The organism is Ohtaekwangia kribbensis (assembly GCF_042676245.1).
GTDB classification, from domain to species: domain Bacteria; phylum Bacteroidota; class Bacteroidia; order Cytophagales; family Cyclobacteriaceae; genus Ohtaekwangia; species Ohtaekwangia kribbensis.
Genome location: NZ_JBHTKA010000008.1, coordinates 674,176 through 693,589, shown reverse-complemented (window position 1 = coordinate 693,589; position 19,414 = coordinate 674,176). Strand labels below are relative to the sequence as shown.

Sequence of the window (19,414 nt, the reverse complement as noted above, 5' to 3'; positions counted from 1 at the left end):
TGTTTAAACATTTCCTGTGCAGTATACTTTATTCTTTTTTGTCTGGCGGAGGAATGTGCAGGTTTTTAATCAGTTCATCCATGCGCTGTGCATTTTCCTCCACTTCGTCAATATAAAAGATCAGCTCCGGAATAATACGAACCTGCTTACCGATCTTCTCTCCCAACGCGTGTCTGATCTCTTTTTTACGCGAATTGATTTTATCGAGAATGCCCTGCTTGTCTTTTGCCAGCATCATGCTGATGTACACTTTGGCAACACTCAGGTCGGCACTCACTTTCACATCCGCCAGTGTAATAAAGGCGTTATCGAGAATACCTCGCTTATCGCGTTGAAAGATGTCGCTTAGCTCTTTCTGGATAAGCTTTGAATATTTTAATTGTCTTGTTGAACTCATAAATAAATCGGGCCCTTTAATTTACGGAAGTCTTTCGTCACTAATTCCCTGACAAAGATGAAAAAACATGCGAATCATTTCAATCTTTAAAACTACTGCTCTATTTTTCGAACTACTTTAAACAGAAACTCTTTTGCTTCAATACTTCCGAATAAATGATCCGTACCGGCTTCTGGGGTTATTGGTCATCATGATCGTGATCAGTCTTCCGCTTTTCCTGGATACTCCGTCCATGACGTATCCGGAATTAAAAAGCATTCTTGTAGGTGAAAAAGTTCACACCGGAAGTTCACTTTACTCAGAAGTTATAGATTCCACCGCGCCACTTGCCGGCTGGTTCGATGCTCTTTTTGAAATGATCTTTGGCCGCTCGCTCACCGCTCGCCATATACTGGCGTTCTTTATACTCTTTACACAAGCTACGTACCTCGGCATTATCTTCATCAACAAAAAAGCTTTTGCCGAAAGTACCTTTATTCCTTCGGTGATCTTCGCTTTGCTGTTCTTCTTTTCTTTTGATACGCTTTCGCTGAATGCCGAACTTTTAGGCTCCGGATTTTTATTGCTCGCGCTGCACAACCTGTTCCGCCAGATCGAATTCCGCGAGCAGGGCGATCCGTCCATCTTCAACCTCGGTTTTTATATCGCGCTCGCCACGCTGTTCTCATTTTCCTTCATTGTATATCTGCTGGGTGCTATTGTTATACTTATGGCATTTACACGCAGTGCCGTGCGCAGCTACCTGCTGATGATATTTGGATTTCTGCTGCCTCATTTATTAATGATCAGTATTTATTATCTGAAGGATGGACTGCCCGCACTCTGGGATTACTACTACTTGCCAAACCTGAGCTTCAGACGAGATATTTTTATAGGCGCCAAAAGTTTGTTTGTGCTGGGCGCTGTGCCGCTGGTATTTCTGGTTGTTTCTATTGTTATGCTTAACCGTGATGCGCGCTTTACCAAGTATCAGTCGCAGCTCGTGCAAACCATGTTCTTCTGGATGATCTTTTCATTTCTGCAGATATTCTATTCCAAAGATCTCCGGCCCCAAAGTCTCATTACACTTATACCGGCCTTCAGTTTTTATATTTCACATTTCCTGTTGTTGATACGAAGGAGAAAGTTTGCCGAGATCAGCATCTGGGTTTTGTTGGTTAGTGTAGTGGGTATAGCATACCTGGCACGCTACAATAAGATAGGTGCCGTAAATTATGAATACCTGTTGGTGCCGGATAACAAATCTGCCAACGCAGTAAATGATAAACGTGTACTTATGCTGGGCGATGATTTCTCCATCTATAAACATAACAACCTCGGCTCTGGATTTTTGAACTGGCGACTGTCGCGTGAAATATTTGAGCAACCTGATTATTATGAGAATGTAATTTTGATCAACAATTCGATTACGAATGATCCTCCCCAGGTTATCATCGATCCTTCCAACCTGATGCCGTATGTATTTGAGCGCTCGCCCACGTTAAAAGCTAAATATACTTTATCGGGTAACGGACTCTATACACTTAAGAATTAACAAGATTGTTTATTTCTGGCGCGCGTTTTTAATCACGCTTCGTTATGGTTGATGTCATTATTATAGGCGCAGGTGCTGCTGGTTTGGCAGCGGCACGCATCATTAGCAAATCGGGTAAATCCGTAACTGTACTGGAAGCACGTAATCGTGTAGGAGGAAGAATATATACTTTGCAGAAAGACGATTTCTCTTTTCCGGTCGAAGCGGGCGCTGAATTTGTTCATGGAAATCTTCCGCATACTACCGCCTTGCTGAAAGAAGCTGAAGTATCATTTTATGAAACCTCGGGCAATACCTGGAATGTACACAACGGAGAAGTAAGTGAAGGAGATCTTTTTCCGGATGAGTGGGGAGAGCTGCTGCAAAAACTCAACGCGCTAGAACATGATATGAGTATTGCTCAATTTTTGGATCGCTATTTTCATGATGAGAAATATACCGCCCTTCGTGAATCCATCGTCCGTTTTGTGCAGGGTTATGATGCTGCCGATACTACCAAGGCAAGTGCCTTTGCATTACGCGATGAGTGGAGCGGTGAAGATAGTCTCACCGGTTATCGGCCACACGGGGGATATTCTTTACTCATCGATTTCCTGGTGAATGAATGTCTGCAGCAAGGTTCGGTATTTCACTTCAACAGTGTTGTGCAGGAAATATACCATAACAAAGATCACGTTGAAGTAAAGACGGAAGGAGGAGAACGGTATATCGCTAAAAAGTTATTAGTTACGATTCCTCCTGCTGTGATCAAAACCGGTAGCGTAGTATTTACACCTGCTCTTGGAGATCACATGAATGCCATTCAGAAAATAGAGACAGGCAGCGTTATTAAATTTCTGGTGGAGTTTAAAAGTGCTTTCTGGGAGAAAAATAAAAACGCAGCACCGTATCGCTCCATGCCTGGTCTTCAATTTGTTTTTTCAGATGCATCTATACCTACGTGGTGGACGCAGCAACCGGTACCCGATCCGCTGCTAACGGGATGGCTCGCAGGACCTGCTGCCTCAGACAATACAAAGGATGAGAATGCATTGCTCCACGAAGCTGTTAAAGCCCTTGCCTATATATTCGGATGTACCATACAGGCAATCGAGGAACAGATAAAAGCAATGACAGTAATTAACTGGGGAGCCGATCATTTTTCGCGCGGTGCTTATGCCTATAAAACTGTAGATACAAATTCTGCACTCGCTATACTTTCAGAGCCTGTTAGCAATACTATATATTTTGCAGGCGAGGCTTTTTATAACGGCCCTGAAATGGGAACAGTGGAAGCTGCGCTCGCCAGCGGAACTACAACTGCACAAAAGATGCTGGCATAAAAAGAAAGGGCTGTGGTAACAGCCCTTTCAAGGATTAGGAAAGTAAACTAAAACTAAAAACTATTTCTTGACGAGACGTTGTTTGGAGATCTTTCCATCAACGTTCACAGTGATAATATATATACCGGTCGGAATTTGTCGGTTGGAAAAATCAAGAGTAACCTGCGATACGCCTTGTTGTAATTCCTGAAGTACGGTATATCCACTCATGTCCTGCAATTCGATCGAGACATTGTCACTCATAGAATCGAGCGTAAGGTTCAGTTTATCGTTGAAGGGATTCGGACTTATCGTTACACCCAACGAACGATCTCTTCCACCGGTCGCAGTTGTATCAGCTTCGGTTGCTGCCAGGGTTGACTCATCATCCGAAGTGCCGGTGCGCGCTGTTGTAGATGCTTGTGTAGCAAGTGAAATAATCTCGATACCATTTACCTGTGGATTGCCAACCTGGCGAACAAAGTCAAGATCCAGCGTACCATCCGTTACGGTTACTTCAAATTGTTTCTTCAAAGCTTTCATCCCGGCTTGCGCATATATATCGATGTTGCTGAGTTTACGCACTCCTTCTGCGTTCACATGGAATACACGTCCTCCCACTTTCCTTACGCCACCGGTATACGGGCTCTCGGCAAAGTATAGATTTACCTGGTACGTACCGCTCTGCACTGGGAAGTTCCACTGCATTACTGTTCCTCCATAGTCAGGCGAGTAACGATTCGGACCAAACAAATTGTTCGGTGCACCTGTGGTGTTTGTGCCTGTCCAGCTTGAACCACCGGCTGTATAGTTTGCACTCTTGCTATCCAGGTATTTTGATTTGCCGGCTTGCGTATCGGCAGTCCAGTTTATCGGGCTAGCACCGATAGTTCCTCCACCGGTATTCACTCTATATATAGGAGTCGAAGATGTTACCGGTGGTTTTGAACTTGTAGTGTTAACGGTTACAACGACATCGTCATACGCAGAAGCCCCTGCATTATCTTTTACAGTAAGCCGGAAGGTATAGGTACCTGCCACAAGCGCTGAAGCCGTGAGCTTTATGGTTGAGGTTCCACTCAACGTAGCCGCAGGTCCGCTTTGTTTGGTCCAGGTATAGGAACTTATAGAACCATCGGCATCGCTCGCGGTAGCTGTAATGGTAATGCTGGATGTTGGGAGTGTTATTGTTTTGTCAGCACCGGCATTCACCACAGGTGCGCTGTTGCCACCGGCCTGTAATTCAAACGCCCCGATATCATATACACCACCGGCAGGTCTTGATTTCTTATCGAAGTCAAACGTAACACCGTAGGATGACGTAGATGCACCTTTGTTCAACGCTGGTGATGCTGTTAACAAGTGATAGTCGTATGACGCTGCGTTTACAAATTTAGCGTCTGCAATATTGTTGCTATAGAAGTTGTTAACTTCTTCCAACTTTACCGTAGGGTGTACTTTGTTTACATATTTACCAGAGCCCGGCTTGATCACAATGTTATTGATGAAGTGATTCATGCTTACGCGCTCCGCTGCGATCTTCAATCCGTCTTCGCCAGGGTTAATGATTGTGTTATTCACAAATGAAAAACCAGGACCAAGTGTACCTACCGTGGTAGCATCATCACAATATATACCGTTGCTGCCGGCATCAATCACAATGTTGTTATAAACCTTGTTATCACCTTTACCTTGTATAAGGATACCGTTACCGGGACCTTTTCTTACTTTGTTGTTATACAACAATCCTCCGGTACCAAGTCCTATTTGTATACCGTTGTTCTGATAGTTTGCAAACGGATCCTGTCCGAAGAGTTCAACATCGTTGCTGTATATTTCACATCCCGAAGTTGCTGCACCTACTTGTATCGCCTCGGCACCGGTTCGCTTGATTATATTCTTGTATACTTTGCAGCCAACAACATCATGCGGATACAGAAGTACGCCAAGGCATAATAGATTTCCATTCCATCCGTTGAAGAACGAGTTTCCAATGTACATACCTTCACCTCCCACATCGTGCACATAGTTATCGTGGACAACAACATTATACATGGTGAATTTTCCGCGATTGGCACTAAGATCGCAGCGAGGATCTGTCTTAGCCATGATGCCCGAGAAACCGGCACCCGCTATTTCTACATTTTCGATTTCTACATCGGAACTTAAATCTGATACCACCAATGCATTTGATCCTGCTTTGGTTGTCTTGCAGCGTATACCATATTGTTTGCTGGCATCGCCTGTTCCGGAAATTTTAAAGTACCGACTCGTTGAGACCCATATCGAATAGTTTCTGTCTCCGTTCTCTACATTCGCTACACCGCCACAGTTTTTAATAACAACGGGTTTATCTGCAGTGCCAATAATGTTTGAAAATCGCAGTACACTTCTGTTACCTGCCTGTAAACAAATAACGTCACCAGGTTTAATGCCTAACGCTTTACCGTCAACGTTTACTTCACTCAGTCCCACAGTGTACTTACAATTACAATTCTGCGCCCATGAAAAATGTACCGATAAACAAGCAACCAACACAAAGACAATTTTCAACATGGTTTTTCCTCTCATGATCTAGACTTAGGGTTTTATTTTAGCAAGCACCAGCACCTTGCTGATAATTTTTTTGATCGCACAAAAGTATCCCGGCAGGAACAGTTTTTTCTGTTTCATAAACATGCAGCATTACATGCGCCAAAGATGCAATTAGATTATACCTGAACCAGAGACATGGGTAGAGCACCAACAGAATGAGCAATATATTTCACAACAAGTGTGTATATATTTATATACTCATTAAACTATATATGGGCTCATGAAGATTAAAACGCGGTATTAATTCGGGCGCAATGTGTAATTATTTTGGCTTGTGGACAAGTGTTGTACAAGCCTGTCTCTATTTTGATTACAGTGCGAGTGTAGAAATTTTTTACACAGTTAAGGGTAAGTTTCAATATATACCGATGAGACAGTCAAAAAATTGGGTCAACTGCATTTGCCCTCAATATTAATTTTTTAAAAATTTTTTTTGTCTCACTGCATAATTCTAATGCCAACATTCCATTGGATACTTTTACTCCTCATTTCGAAGTGCAGAGCGTGTCTCATCTATATAAATGTGAAAAACAACTATATAGCGTGAAAACAGTACAGCAAAAATTGAAGTGTCTCAAAAATTATCGCAGGTGAATAGGACAATAATCAATTACCATTAGGACAGTATGAGAGAATTTATACTTGAAAATTTGTGATGCAACATTAGTCGGTTTAACATCAACTATGCGCTCTGCAGTATTAGACACAAGCCCCAATGCTTCAAATCAGTTATAAGAGTGAACGGAATAAGACACGAAGGTTTTATAATGAGCTGTCTCAAACGATATACTTCGTGCTCAGATTCGCGATGAGACATGAATTGGACAATGGTATATTTGAATTGATACGCGAGTATATAGCGTACAACGAACAGAACATTTCGCGTTTTCCAAAACAGGCGGAAAAAAGGAAGGACAGCTCTAGTAGCTGTCCTTTTGCTTCTGTACCCGGGGCGGGAGTTGAACCCGCACGACTATTACTAGCCACAGGATTTTAAGTCCTGCGTGTCTACCAATTCCACCACCCGGGCGTCCTGCTGACGTTTGCCAGCGGAGCTTGGTGTTAAATAAAAAAGTGTGAGGGTTCTCACACTTTTCTGTTTCTGTTAATCTCTCCTGTTTGGAAGATTAAGAGCGGGAAACGAGGCTCGAACTCGCGACCCCGACCTTGGCAAGGTCGTGCTCTACCAACTGAGCTACTCCCGCTTATCTGGCCCTTTGTTTCGTAAAGGGAGTGCAAATTTAAAGCGGAATCACAAATTTCCAAATCATGGTTATTTAAATCATGCAGATTTTTTCATCGCTTCAAATTCTTTTCGAAGCTCTACAGCATGTTGCTTGTTCTTTGAATGCTTGATATGATGAGGTACTCCCTTGAGATCTGATATTAATCCTACCGCCTGGAAACTTCTTAATATATAGTATGTTATATCGATCTCCCACCAGAAAAATCCTTGTCTGCCGGATACTTCGTAATAATGGTGGTTATTATGCCAACCCTCTCCCAATGTTAAAAGCGCAAGCCATAAACTATTTTTTGATTCATCGTTCGATTCATAGCGCTGCGTTCCAAACTTGTGCATGATCGAGTTGATGGAGAATGTTCCGTGGTATAAAATCACCGTACTTAAAAAGAATCCGATGAACAGTGAAGAAAAACCAGCGGAAGTAAACATAGCTGTTATGCTACCACCGTTTACAATTCCACCAAGTGCCATTACTACCAGTGCAAGAATAGTGGGCGGCACCAGGTAATGTTTATTAAGCCACATAAGCTCTGGATACTTGGCGTAGTCGCCTATAGTTTTATAGTCTGTTTCTTTAAAATCAGGACCCACGATCCATCCGATGTGTGAATACCAGAATCCATAAATTTTCATAGAGTGCGGATCTGCCGGTGTATCGCTGTGACGATGGTGATGACGGTGATGTGCTGCCCACCACAGCACTCCTTTTTGTGCTGAAGTCTGCGCCATAAATGCAATCACGGCCTGGAACCAACGTGATGTTTTATATGATTTGTGTGCGAAGTAACGATGATAACCTCCCGTAACCCAAAACATACGTGATACATATAGCACTGCACATATAGTCCAGTCAAACCATGTAGCACCTGTCCAGATTGCTCCAAGAGGTAAAAGATGTACTACTAAAAATGCCAGTTCCTGAACAAGAATTGGTTTTCTGCGTACTTCTGGTGTTAATGTTGTATTCGTCATTGGTAAACTAAACAAAGATTCCGGAAATAAATTCAGATCGATAAATGGGTCACATTTTCCTTACCGCACTACAAAGGTAAAGCATATTGAAATAACGGTTTTACTCATGTAATAATTTCTTGCAGAGCAAACAAGTGTGTGGTAGTCAATTGTTTAATTTTACAATACTTTCTATAAGTGGAATATGATGGCCCGATTTTGGTGTTATCTTTACAGCCGCTTACAGAGGCACGGATGAACCAGGCACAGACCATAGCATTGTATCAACCATTACTCCAAACTATCGCCTATAATTTAGTGCGTTGCAAGGAGGATGCTGAGGATATTGTACAGGAGACTTTCGCAAAATGGCTGAGCGTTGATCAACAGAAAATTGATAACACCAAAGCATATCTTATTCGTGCTGTTACCAACAACTGTTTGAATCATCTTAACTCCCTGCGCAAGAAAAAAGAAGAGTATATCGATAACGTTTCTGAAATGATAAAACATTTCAAAGAAACCAACCTTGCTCACCTGGATATGGACGCTGCGATTAAAGTGCTTCATTCAAAACTGGAGCCGCTCGAACGCGCAGTATACCTGCTGAAAGAAGTTTTTGATTTTGACTACGAAGAACTCCAGCAAACCTTCGACAAGAAAAAAGATCACTGTCGCCAGTTGTTCTTTCGCGCGAAGAAGAAATTAAGTGAGGAAACATCTAAGATCGACCTGCCTGATACATCCAAACTATTGGAAAGTTTTCGAAATGCCTGTTATTTGGGTAATGCCTCCGAACTCATTCAGGAGCTGAAAAATGATATTGCAGCTGCTATCAGCAAAAAATTTTAACTTTCTTTTTCATTTCTGTCACAAATCCGGTTGTCACTTGTCTTACAGTAAAAGGCTCTGTAAGAGCCTCAATTAATAAGTTTTATCTACAACCAATTTTCACATGATCGTCATTTTTGCATTTTTTATTGCGCACTGGTATCTCTCTCTTTTCTTCCAGACATTTTTTCTGCATCGGTATGCTTCTCATAAGGCGTTTACGATGAACAAATTCACGGAGAAGGTATTTTTTGTGCTGACGTGGATTTTTCAAGGCTCGAACTATTTAAGCCCATATGGTTATGGCGTTATGCACCGCATGCACCATGCTTTTGCCGATACGGAGGATGATCCGCACTCACCAAAGTATGACGAGACCATCTGGAATATGATGTGGAAAACCAAAACGATCTATTCTGATATCGCTAATAAAAGAATTGTTGTTGACAAGCGCTTTACTGAAGGAGTGCCGCAGTGGGAAGCCTTCGATAAATTTGCGCGCTCATGGCCGTCACGCATCTTTTGGGCTGCAGTATATATTACTATTTATGCTCAGTTCGCTACAGCATGGTGGTTATGGCTGTTGTTACCGATTCATTTTCTGATGAGCCCTGTTCACGGAGCGATCATTAACTGGTTTGCCCATAAATATGGTTACAGAAACTTTGAAGTTGGCGATACTTCTAAGAACTTCTTGCCTGTAGATTTTCTGATGATGGGCGAAAGCTATCACAACAACCACCACAAGCACGGAGGCCGCGCAAACTTCGGTGGAATTCGCTGGCACGAGATCGATCCAACCTATTTAGTTATTAAGGTGCTGGACAAACTAAACATTATTCAGATTGCCAGACGCAAAGAAGTAAGCCTTGAAAATGTGAAGAAGGCTGCCTGATAAAACATATCTAAAGAAGTATTTACAGATCCCCTTAGGAATTTCTTAAGGGGATTTTTTATTTTATACAGGCGAAAAAGATTACTGTAGAGAAATATTTCTCATGGCAGGTAATTAAAAAAAATTTGTCGGGGAAATAAACGAAGACTAGAAAAGATGATTGAAAAAATTTCGCTAACGGTGGGTTCCTTAGAAAAAGAAAGTGGTGATGGAGGGAATCGAACCCCCGACACAAGGATTTTCAGTCCTTTGCTCTACCAACTGAGCTACATCACCGGGAAATCACCACTGTCTCTTGTTCGACAGGGGCACAAAAGTATGTAAATTTATATTCGGTGCAAAACTCCAGACGAATTTATTGGAATTAATAGACATAGAGTTATTATCGCGTATGATTCAACAGATTGCTTTTATCATTACACTGGGTGCTGCCAGCTGGTTTATCTGGAAGCGAGCCTCCCGTATTCGTGCCAATATAAATCTTGGTAAAGACAAAGAAATAAAAGACAATCCTCAGCAACGGTTATCTAATATGATACTCGTGGCGCTGGGTCAGAAAAAAATGTTTAAGAGACCTGTTCCGGCCTTTCTTCATTTAATGATCTATGTAGGCTTCCTGGTTATCAACCTCGAGGTGCTCGAGTTTATTATTGATGGCCTGGCGGGCACGCACCGTATCTTCGCTCCGTATCTCGGAAGTTTCTATACAGTACTCATGAATATTTTTGAGTTCCTCGCGATGGCTGTTCTCCTCTCCTGCGTTTTCTTTTTACTCCGAAGAAATGTTTTAAAGCTGAAAAGATTTTGGGCACGCGAACTTGTGGGATGGCCGAGACTGGATGCGAATATTATTCTTTGCACCGAGATCGTTTTGATGCTTGCCATCTTAACCATGAATGCCACCGACCAGGTTCTTCAACGATCGAATGAACACTACGCAGCTACGGGTAAATTATTTTTTAGCTCGTTTCTCATTCCTCTTTTCGATTCACTGCCGGAAGGTACCCTTATATTTATTGAACGATTTGCCTGGTGGTTTCACATCATCGGTATTCTGGGCTTCGCTATATATGTAACGTACTCCAAGCACCTCCACATTTTCCTCGGGTTCCCGAATACATACTTCGCCAACGTAGAGGCTAAGGGCCACATGAAAAATATGCCTGTAGTGACGAACGAAGTAAAAATGATGCTAGGCCTGGCGGATGCAAATGCTGCGGCTGCGCCTCCTGCAGAACCCGGACGCTTCGGGGCAAAAGATATAAATGACCTGAATTGGAACAACCTGCTTGCAGCATATTCATGCACCGAATGCGGCCGCTGCACATCGGAGTGCCCTGCGAATATTACCGGTAAAAAATTATCGCCACGCAAGATCATGATGGATACGCGCGATCGCATGGAAGATGTAGGAAAGAGTCTTGAAAAAGGTGGACCTGGTTTACAGGATGGAAAAACATTGCTCGGAGACTACATCACCAAAGAAGAAATTAACGCCTGTACCAGTTGCAACGCCTGCGTTGAAGCATGCCCAGTGATGATTAACCCACTGGAAATTATTTTAGAATTAAGACGCTATGTTGCCATGGAAGAATCTGGTTCACCAGCTTCGTGGAACTCTGTGTTTCAAAATATAGAGACCAACTTTGCGCCCTGGAAATTTTCTCCGAGCGATCGCTTTAACTGGGCGAAAGATGAGAAATAAATTTATAGCATCACCTAACGACTAACTATAACCATGACTATACACACAATGGCCGATATGGCCGCTAAAGGTGAAACACCCGAAGTTCTTTTTTGGGTTGGTTGTGCCGGATCTTTTGATGATCGTTACAAACGCGTGACAAAAGCATTCGTAAAAATTTTGAATGCTGTTAATATAAAATTCGCAGTGCTTGGTACGGAAGAAACCTGCACGGGCGACCCTGCCAGACGAGCCGGCAATGAATTTCTTTTTCAGATGCAAGCCATGAGCAACATCCAGGTGTTGAATGGCTATGGCGTTAAAAAAATTGTTACGGCCTGCCCGCATTGTTTCAACACCATTAAAAATGAATATCCTGAGCTTGGCGGAAATTATGAAGTGATTCACCACTCAACATTCCTTCAGCAATTGATTAATGAAGGAAAGATCAAAGTAGAAGGTGGCGCGTTCAAGGGAAAGAAAATTACCTATCACGATTCATGCTATCTCGGAAGAGCCAACAATATATATGAGGCACCGCGTGCGGTTCTCGAGGCACTTGACGCAGATTTAGTAGAAATGAAGCGGTGCCGAACAACTGGATTATGCTGCGGTGCCGGAGGTGCACAAATGTTTAAAGAACCCGAGAAAGGTGATAAAGATATAAATGTAGAGCGCACAGAAGAGGCGTTGAACACAGGTGCATCCACCATTGCCGTAGCTTGTCCGTTCTGCATGACCATGATGAGCGATGGAGTTAAGAACAAAGAGCGCGAAGCAGAAGTAAAGGTGAAGGATTTGGCAGAACTTATTGTTGAGGCCAACGGTTTACAATAAGCATATCCGGTGCTACTAGGCACTTCAAAAAATTCTCAAGGCTATGTATATACCATTCGAATCTCTCCCGTCACACTCCAGAGTCTGGATTTACCAGTCGGGTAAAAAATTTACGCAGGCTGATATCGACACAATCTCAAAGGCTCTTGTTTCGTTTACTCAGAGCTGGTCTGTACACGGTCAACCTATGGATGCATCGTTCGATATTCGCCATGATCATTTTATTATTCTTGCTGTGAATGACCAGGCAAGCGGATGTTCCATTGACAGTTCGGTAAGAACGATAAAAGAAATTGGTACTTCCATTGGTGCCGATCTCTTCGATCGTACCCAAGTGGCGTTCCGGGTAAAAGATGAAGTATTGCTGCTGAAGCTTGCTGAGCTGAAGCAAAAATTTGAGGAAGGTATATGGCATGAGCAAACGCCAACATTCAATAACCTTGTAGACACAAAAGCAGCGTTGGCAGACAATTGGGTGGTGGCGGCCGGCACTACATGGTTAAAACGTTATCTTCCGAAGGAAACCGTATCGCGTTAATTCAATAATTCGTAGCTTTAACAATATATTCAAGCGGTTATGAAGTCTACATTTTTTTCGCTTCTGGTTTTGCTTCTGGCGGTAAGTGCATGCAGCACAGAAAAGAAAGCCCAGAAAGCATTCCTCCTCGGTAAATACCAAAACGCGATCGAACTGTATAAGAAAACGGGAAATAGTCCGAAGGCTAATTTCTTCATTGCCGAATCATACCGATTGTCCAACCGATATAAAGAGGCTGAACAGTTTTATGCAAGGGCCGGTGGCCGCGGTATTGATAAAGACACCGTTAAATTTTATTACGCACAGTCTCTTAAAGCCAACGCTAAATATGATGAAGCTAAAAAACAATACGAGGAATTAATCGCTTCAACATCCAATGATCTATTGAAAGATCGGGCACGCTCCGAAATGAACGGCCTCGATTACCTGGCCAAGCTTAGCGAAACCAAGAGCTACTATAAAGTAAAGAACCTCGAAAGTATCAATACTCCTGCCAGCGAATACTCTCCGGTATACCTCAACAGCGAACTTTACTTTACATCATCACGCGGTGATGGTAAGATATATGAAGCAGAAGGAAAACCTTTTACCGATCTGTATAAAGTTACAACCAAAGGTGCCAACGTTGATATTAATACAGTGACCAAATTACCTGAAGGTATAAACGACAACATCCGGAATGAAGGATGTGTTACCTTCTCGCCTGATGGAAAGGTCATGGTGTTTGCCAAGGGTAACTCTGAAAAGAAAAAAGGCGGTGGAGCCGATGTTGACCTATATATCTCGCGCTTCCGCAATAACGTTTGGTCAGAGCCTGTACCGATAAACATCAATACACAATTCAAAAATGAGTCCGACCCGGATGCAAAAAACTTTAGTTGGGATTCATCACCGGCATTCAGTCCGGACGGCCGCACACTTTACTTTGCTTCTAACCGCAAGGGTGGTTATGGTGGAACCGATCTATACTCGGCACAAATGGATTCGCGCGGCAGGTTTACCCGCGTGCGTAACCTCGGGCCAGAGATCAACACGCCAGGCAACGAACTGTTCCCCTATGTAGCAGAAGATGCCAAGCTATATTTCGCTTCAGATGCACATCCCGGATATGGTGGCCTGGATATGTTTGTGGTGAAGCGCGCAAACGGAAAAACACAAATTGAAAATTTAGGTCAGCCCATGAACTCATCGGATGATGATTTCGGAATTTTCCTTTTCAAACCCGATCGCGGATTCTTCGCTTCCAATCGTAACGGAGGTAGAGGTGATGATGACATCTATACTTTCATCAATGAAGATCCGAACCTGAAGGTTGTTAACTACTACCTGCAGGGTATAGCGTATACGGAAGACAAAAATCAGAACAGACAAATTCTACCGAACACCAAAGTAAGTTTACTCGATGGCAAGGGCGACATCATGCAAGACTATACCACGGGCAATGATGGCAAGTTCCTGTTCCGTGTATATGAGAACGAAGATTACAGCCTCGTTGGTGAAACCGATGGCTACCTCATCAAACGTCAGGGATATACCATGAAAGGCAAGTCGGTTGACCCTAATTCATTGAAAGACCTGATCACGACTATCACGCTGGATACGGTCATCGTACTTGACAAGATCGAGCTCAACCGGATTTTCGTGATGGAAAATATATACTATAACTATAACAAATCTGATATCCGCCCGGATGCAGCAAAAGAACTTGACAAGCTTGTTCAATTGCTCGTTGATAATCCGGAGATCAAAATAGAATTGGGATCACATACCGATAGTGTTGATACAGATGACTATAACCAGCGACTGTCTCAAAGACGTGCGGAGTCGGCCGTAGGCTATATTGTGCAGCATGGTATTTCACCCGATCGTCTTGTAGCAAAAGGATACGGAGAGTCAAAACCGATTGCGCGAAATACAAATCCGGATGGAACGGATAACCCGGTGGGTCGTCAGAAAAACCGTAGAACGGAATTCAAGATTCTTGAAGTAACGGCCCGCGTGAAGCCGATCGAAGACGAAGAGGTTGACGAAGAGGACAAATACTTCAGGGACAATTAAGCTGTATAAGCTGATTCATTTCTTTAAGAAAACTTAACAGGATACTCAAAGCAGAGTATCCTGTTTTTTATTTCTTTACGTTGACACCAAAATCTATCGAAATGAAAATACGGAACCTGTTATGCTATAGCATCGCCCTGATTGTTATCGCGGCATGCTCGTCCAAAAAAACTTCCAACAAGAAATTTTCGGAGGCTGTTGCTCCGCTATACGAAAGCTCGCTGAAGCCGTTTTATCATGGCGTTGCTTCGGGCGATCCGCTTCAAGACCGCGTGATCATCTGGACACGGGTTACTCCGGAGGATTCCGCAGCTACAATACAAGTGCGATGGGACATAGCGTCCGATGAAAATTTCTCAACTATACTGAAGTCAGACTCTGTTACTACCGATGCAACAAAAGACTATACCGTGAAAGTAGATGTAGATGGATTGCAACCTGCCCATCATTACTACTACCGCTTCCATGCACTTGGACAAACTTCTCCGACTGGTCGTACAAGAACATTATCAAGCGATGCAGTGGATAGCTTAAGGTTTGCCATTGTAAGTTGCAGTAATTGGGAGTTCGGATATTTCAATCCATACTCAATCATTGCCGACAAAGAGGTGGATGCTGTTATACACCTGGGAGACTATATATATGAGTACGCCACCGGAGTGTATGGCGATACAACCATCGGAAGAAAAAATTTGCCAGCACATGAGATTGTTTCATTGAACGACTATCGAACACGCTATTCGCAATATCACCTGGATGAAGGTTTGAGAAAGTTACGCATGCGCCATCCGCTAATTACCATTTGGGATGATCACGAAGTAGCGAACAATGTATATACTGAAGGTGCGCAAAATCATCAACCTGAAGAAGGCGATTTCAATGCGCGTAAAGCGGCAGCGCGACAAGCATATTACGAGTGGATGCCAATCCGCGAAAGCGATAAACTATACCGATCATTTTCGTTTGGAAAGTTAGCGGACCTCATCATGCTGGACGAACGCCTTGAAGGACGTACCGCTCCAGTCGATAGCGTAAGTGCTCCTGATTTTGAAAGCGACAAACGCAGCATGCTGGGTGTTGAGCAGCTTCAGTGGTTCGAGCGCTCTATGAAAGATTCAAAAGCAACCTGGAAAGTTATTGGCAACCAGGTTCTCTTTTCAGACCTTAACATCAGTGGCCTCTATAAAAATGACATGCCTAAAAATCTCGATGCATGGGATGGTTATCCTTCCGAGAAAAAACGCATCGAACAATATATAGTTGAAAATAAAATCGAAGATATACTCTTTGTTACGGGCGATACGCATGCTTCGTGGGCCATCGAAACATTTGCGGAAGGTCTTGCCAACACAAAAGGCAAACAGGCACTGGCTGTCGAGTTGGGCACTACAAGTGTATCATCCGGAAACGGAAATGAAGGAAAGCCTGACGATAGTGTGAAGGTGAAAGAACAGAAATTGCTGAAACAAAATCCACACATTAAATATCTGAACAACCGCGATCACGGCTATCTCTTGCTCACGCTATATCCGCAAAAAGCAAAAGCAGAATGGTTTTATGCTGAAACGCTTCGCAGCATCAGTAAGAAAGAAATTCTTGGAAAAAGTTTCAGCATTGCACAAGGCAAACACATTCTACAATAACGCAGTTGAATTTTTTATAGTGCTTGAAAAAGGTTGCATTCTGCAGCCTTTTTTGTTTTAAAATGAAAGTAAACGATGGCACGGAGCTTGCGTTAATACTATAAATAAACAAGTATATTTATGAAAACGCTGCTACCCGTGCTGTTGCTCTTGATAGGCGCTACTCGCGCCTTTGCGTATGATTCCGGCATTGCGATTCAGACCGAAGATCGAACCGGTATATTGGTTTCGGTTAATGGAAAACTTTACAACAAACAACCTGGTAAAGTTGTACGCGTACGAAGTATGCCAGGCTTATTTCACCTAGAAGTAAAAGTTCTTAACCCGTGGAATAAGCAATGGTATATTGTTCGTAAAGATGTGCGTGTTGAAAAAGGATTTGAGTTTCAGTATAAGGTTGTTTTCGTTAACAAGCTTAAACCCGAAATTATAGAAGTAAAAAAGTACCCGATTTACTCGAAGTACTTCCTTAATCCTAATCTATATAACAGGCATCCTGTTTCGTAGCATTTAGCTTCGTCTTTTTGAAAGCACTACGAACAGAAGTATAATTACAAAGATGGTGAGGATGCTTGTGTTCCAGAAAACAAAGGGTCCATGGAAATTCCAGCTGAACAACCAGCCGAATAAACCCATGATGCCTCCTAGCACAGCACCGAATAGCCCCATCACAACACCAAAGATCGCTCCGAAGATTCCGATAATTCCACCCAGAATTCCGCCTGCAATGCCAATCCATATAGGAAAGGTTACAATCAAAAGCACAATGAGGAGAATCGTAGTGGTCGAGGTGTTTGAACTTCTGCTTTGCATAAGATTGTATTTTGGTACGTTTACTATTTCTTTACAAAAGTCCTACCCGTTTTTTAAAACGCTCTTTTAAGCTAGTGAAGGCAGTTTTTTGCCTCAACGTCCCTATCCATTTGTAAGCAAATGAACAGTTCCGTTTACAAATTCGTACACCTTATAAAATAGAAAAGGCCGGATTTCTCCGACCTCCTCAGTTTAGGTTAAGGTATGAGTTCTTAAATATTTTCGCACCGATTAGAAAGGATACTCTCCTTTCGCAATTACATAGTCAGCTACTTTTCTTCTGGCTTCTTTTAGATTGTATGCATCAATTTTTGTAAAGCGTTTCAATCCCATAAGCATGAGGCGTTGTTCATCTCCATCAGCAAAAGCTGAAATCGCTTCTCTTCCTACTGCTGCTGCTTTACCAATCGCGTGATGTAAGTATATCAGCGCCATTTCTTTTTGAATCTCAGTTGCCTTTTCTCCTTTTTGTGCGATGAGTTTTTCAACACGCAACAGAACAGATTCCGCCACATAAGCTTCGATAAGTATATCTGCCAGGTTCATGATGATCTCCTGTTGCTCAGAAAGCTTCATCATAAATTTCTGTACAGCCGATCCGGCAATCATCAATCCTGCTTTCTTCAGATTTGCCAGTGCCTTCTTCTCTTTAACAAATATACCTTCCTCTTCGCTCGCTCCGAAATCAGGTATAGCCATCAGATCTTTTTGCACAGCCATAGCGGGCGTCATCAGATCGATTGTTCCTTTCATCGCACGCTTCAATAACATGTCGATGGTGAGCAGGCGGTTAATTTCATTGGTTCCTTCGAAGATCCGGTTGATACGAGCATCGCGATACGCGCGGTCCATCGGACCTTCAGCCGAGAAGCCCATACCTCCGTAAATCTGAACACCTTCATCGGTAACAAAATCCAAAACTTCAGAGCCGTGTACTTTTAATATAGCGCACTCAATAGCAAATTCTTCCAGGGCTTTCAAACGTGCTTTGGAAGAATCCATGCCTCCTGCTGTAAATGCATTGTAAGCGTCATCTATATTCTGGCTTGCGCGATAGTGCGCAGATTCAGAAGCAAATACCTTTGTTACCATTTCAGCAATTTTGTGCTTGATAGCACCGAACGATGAAATTGAAACTCCGAACTGTTTACGCTCATTCGAATATTTGGTAGCAAGTGTTACCGTATGCTTACTTCCTCCGAGCGCTGCTATGCCTAACTTGATACGACCTATATTCAGAATGTTTACCGCAATCTTGAAACCATTCTCGCGTTCACTCAAAAGATTTTCAACCGGAACCTTGCAGTCGTTGAAGAAAATCTGGCGGGTAGACGATCCTTTTATACCCATCTTCTTTTCTTCTTCGTTCATGGTTATACCACCGAACGATTTTTCAACGATAAAGGCACTGAGGTTTTTGTCATTATCAATCTTGGCGAATACAACATATATATCTGCAAAACCTCCGTTAGTGATCCACATTTTCTGGCCATTGATAATATAGTGTTTACCATCGGCACTTAATGCAGCCTTTGTTTTACCGCTGTTGGCATCGGAACCTGAATCCGGTTCTGTTAAACAGTATGCAGCCTTCCACTCACCTGTGGCGAGCTTTGGTATATATTTCTGTTTTTGCGCATCGTTACCATAATAGAGTATAGGAAGTGTACCGATACCGGTATGTGCCGATAGTGCTACAGCTACTGAATGACCGGCACCTATTACTTCCGCTACAAGCATGGTGGTATTGAAGTCCATACCGAAACCACCCAGCTCGGCAGGCACAGATGTACCGAGTAAACCAAGCTCACCAGCTTTATCAAGAATAGAAGGCATCAACTTCGGGTCCTTCATCGAGTCGATCGCATCCAGGTGTGGCCAGACTTCTTTTGCAAGAAAATCTTTACACTGCTGCTGGATCATGCGCTGCTCTTCGTTGAATTCTTCCGGAATGAAAATTTCATTGGCTGCAGTTTCGCGAATAAGAAACTCCCCTCCCTTGATGGCTTGTTTTTCGGCTGTGGTAGTACTCATAACCTATAATGTTTTTATAAATTCTTGTTGATTCGTTTTCAGAAATATTTTACAACG

Annotated in this window: 15 protein-coding genes and 3 tRNA genes; 10 read left to right on the top strand and 8 right to left on the bottom strand. The window is 42.8% G+C overall.

Features of this window, described 5'->3' with window-relative positions; all coding sequences use genetic code 11:
- Window positions 1–28: 28 nt before the first annotated feature.
- Complete coding sequence (gene rbfA, locus ACFQ21_RS23965; RefSeq protein ID WP_377583462.1) at window positions 29–397, bottom strand: 30S ribosome-binding factor RbfA; 369 nt, start codon at window positions 395–397, stop codon at window positions 29–31.
- A gap of 133 nt (window positions 398–530) precedes the next feature.
- On the opposite strand from rbfA, the gene ACFQ21_RS23960 reads away from it, so the two are divergent.
- Window positions 531–1,931 (top strand): DUF6427 family protein, encoded by a 1,401-nt coding sequence (locus ACFQ21_RS23960; protein ID WP_377583460.1) that lies wholly within the window; start codon window positions 531–533, stop codon window positions 1,929–1,931.
- Between the two features lie 44 nt (window positions 1,932–1,975).
- Window positions 1,976–3,253, top strand: a complete 1,278-nt coding sequence (locus tag ACFQ21_RS23955) for a flavin monoamine oxidase family protein (protein WP_377583458.1) — start codon at window positions 1,976–1,978, stop codon at window positions 3,251–3,253.
- A gap of 60 nt (window positions 3,254–3,313) precedes the next feature.
- Here the strand turns inward: ACFQ21_RS23955 and ACFQ21_RS23950 are convergent, their stop codons facing one another.
- The 4 genes from ACFQ21_RS23950 to ACFQ21_RS23935 form a co-directional block, all read right to left on the bottom strand.
- Window positions 3,314–5,803, bottom strand: a complete 2,490-nt coding sequence (locus ACFQ21_RS23950; protein WP_377583456.1) for a PKD domain-containing protein — start codon at window positions 5,801–5,803, stop codon at window positions 3,314–3,316.
- Window positions 5,804–6,771: 968 nt separating this feature from the next.
- Window positions 6,772–6,857 (bottom strand) — tRNA-Leu (locus tag ACFQ21_RS23945).
- Window positions 6,858–6,959: 102 nt separating this feature from the next.
- Window positions 6,960–7,032: transfer RNA gene (locus ACFQ21_RS23940), tRNA-Gly, on the bottom strand.
- A gap of 77 nt (window positions 7,033–7,109) precedes the next feature.
- Complete coding sequence (locus tag ACFQ21_RS23935; RefSeq protein WP_377583454.1) at window positions 7,110–8,045, bottom strand: acyl-CoA desaturase; 936 nt, start codon at window positions 8,043–8,045, stop codon at window positions 7,110–7,112.
- A 234-nt stretch (window positions 8,046–8,279) separates the two neighbouring features.
- Between ACFQ21_RS23935 and ACFQ21_RS23930 the strand changes: the two genes are divergently transcribed.
- Entirely contained in the window at window positions 8,280–8,876 is a 597-nt protein-coding gene (locus tag ACFQ21_RS23930; protein ID WP_377583452.1) for a sigma-70 family RNA polymerase sigma factor, read from the top strand.
- A gap of 103 nt (window positions 8,877–8,979) precedes the next feature.
- On the top strand, window positions 8,980–9,750 hold the full coding sequence (locus tag ACFQ21_RS23925) for an acyl-CoA desaturase (RefSeq protein WP_377583450.1): 771 nt from the start codon (window positions 8,980–8,982) through the stop codon (window positions 9,748–9,750).
- Between the two features lie 203 nt (window positions 9,751–9,953).
- On the opposite strand, the gene ACFQ21_RS23920 is transcribed toward ACFQ21_RS23925, so the two are convergent.
- Window positions 9,954–10,026: transfer RNA gene (locus tag ACFQ21_RS23920), tRNA-Phe, on the bottom strand.
- A 115-nt stretch (window positions 10,027–10,141) separates the two neighbouring features.
- Here ACFQ21_RS23920 and ACFQ21_RS23915 point away from each other — a divergent pair.
- The 6 genes from ACFQ21_RS23915 to ACFQ21_RS23890 all read left to right on the top strand — a co-directional run bounded on the left by ACFQ21_RS23915 (window position 10,142) and on the right by ACFQ21_RS23890 (window position 17,017).
- On the top strand, window positions 10,142–11,455 hold the full coding sequence (locus tag ACFQ21_RS23915) for a 4Fe-4S dicluster domain-containing protein (protein WP_377583448.1): 1,314 nt from the start codon (window positions 10,142–10,144) through the stop codon (window positions 11,453–11,455).
- 33 nt (window positions 11,456–11,488) lie between these two features.
- Window positions 11,489–12,271, top strand: coding sequence for a (Fe-S)-binding protein (locus tag ACFQ21_RS23910; RefSeq protein ID WP_377583446.1), 783 nt, complete (start codon window positions 11,489–11,491; stop codon window positions 12,269–12,271).
- A 43-nt stretch (window positions 12,272–12,314) separates the two neighbouring features.
- A complete protein-coding gene (locus ACFQ21_RS23905) occupies window positions 12,315–12,809 on the top strand; it encodes a hypothetical protein (protein WP_377583444.1) in 495 nt (164 codons plus the stop codon).
- Window positions 12,810–12,848: 39 nt separating this feature from the next.
- Entirely contained in the window at window positions 12,849–14,867 is a 2,019-nt protein-coding gene (locus ACFQ21_RS23900; RefSeq protein WP_377583442.1) for an OmpA family protein, read from the top strand.
- 101 nt (window positions 14,868–14,968) lie between these two features.
- Complete coding sequence (locus ACFQ21_RS23895) at window positions 14,969–16,510, top strand: alkaline phosphatase D family protein (RefSeq protein ID WP_377583440.1); 1,542 nt, start codon at window positions 14,969–14,971, stop codon at window positions 16,508–16,510.
- Between the two features lie 120 nt (window positions 16,511–16,630).
- Window positions 16,631–17,017 carry a hypothetical protein gene (locus ACFQ21_RS23890; RefSeq protein ID WP_377583438.1) on the top strand — a complete coding sequence of 129 codons (387 nt, stop codon included), beginning with the start codon at window positions 16,631–16,633 and terminating at the stop codon, window positions 17,015–17,017.
- Window positions 17,018–17,020: 3 nt separating this feature from the next.
- Here the strand turns inward: ACFQ21_RS23890 and ACFQ21_RS23885 are convergent, their stop codons facing one another.
- Both ACFQ21_RS23885 and ACFQ21_RS23880 read right to left on the bottom strand, forming a co-directional pair.
- Window positions 17,021–17,323, bottom strand: a complete 303-nt coding sequence (locus ACFQ21_RS23885; RefSeq protein ID WP_377583436.1) for a hypothetical protein — start codon at window positions 17,321–17,323, stop codon at window positions 17,021–17,023.
- 231 nt (window positions 17,324–17,554) lie between these two features.
- The gene (locus ACFQ21_RS23880) at window positions 17,555–19,357 is read right to left on the bottom strand and encodes an acyl-CoA dehydrogenase family protein (RefSeq protein WP_377583434.1); all 1,803 of its coding nucleotides are present in this window, start codon (window positions 19,355–19,357) and stop codon (window positions 17,555–17,557) included.
- Between the last annotated feature and the right edge of the window lie 57 nt (window positions 19,358–19,414).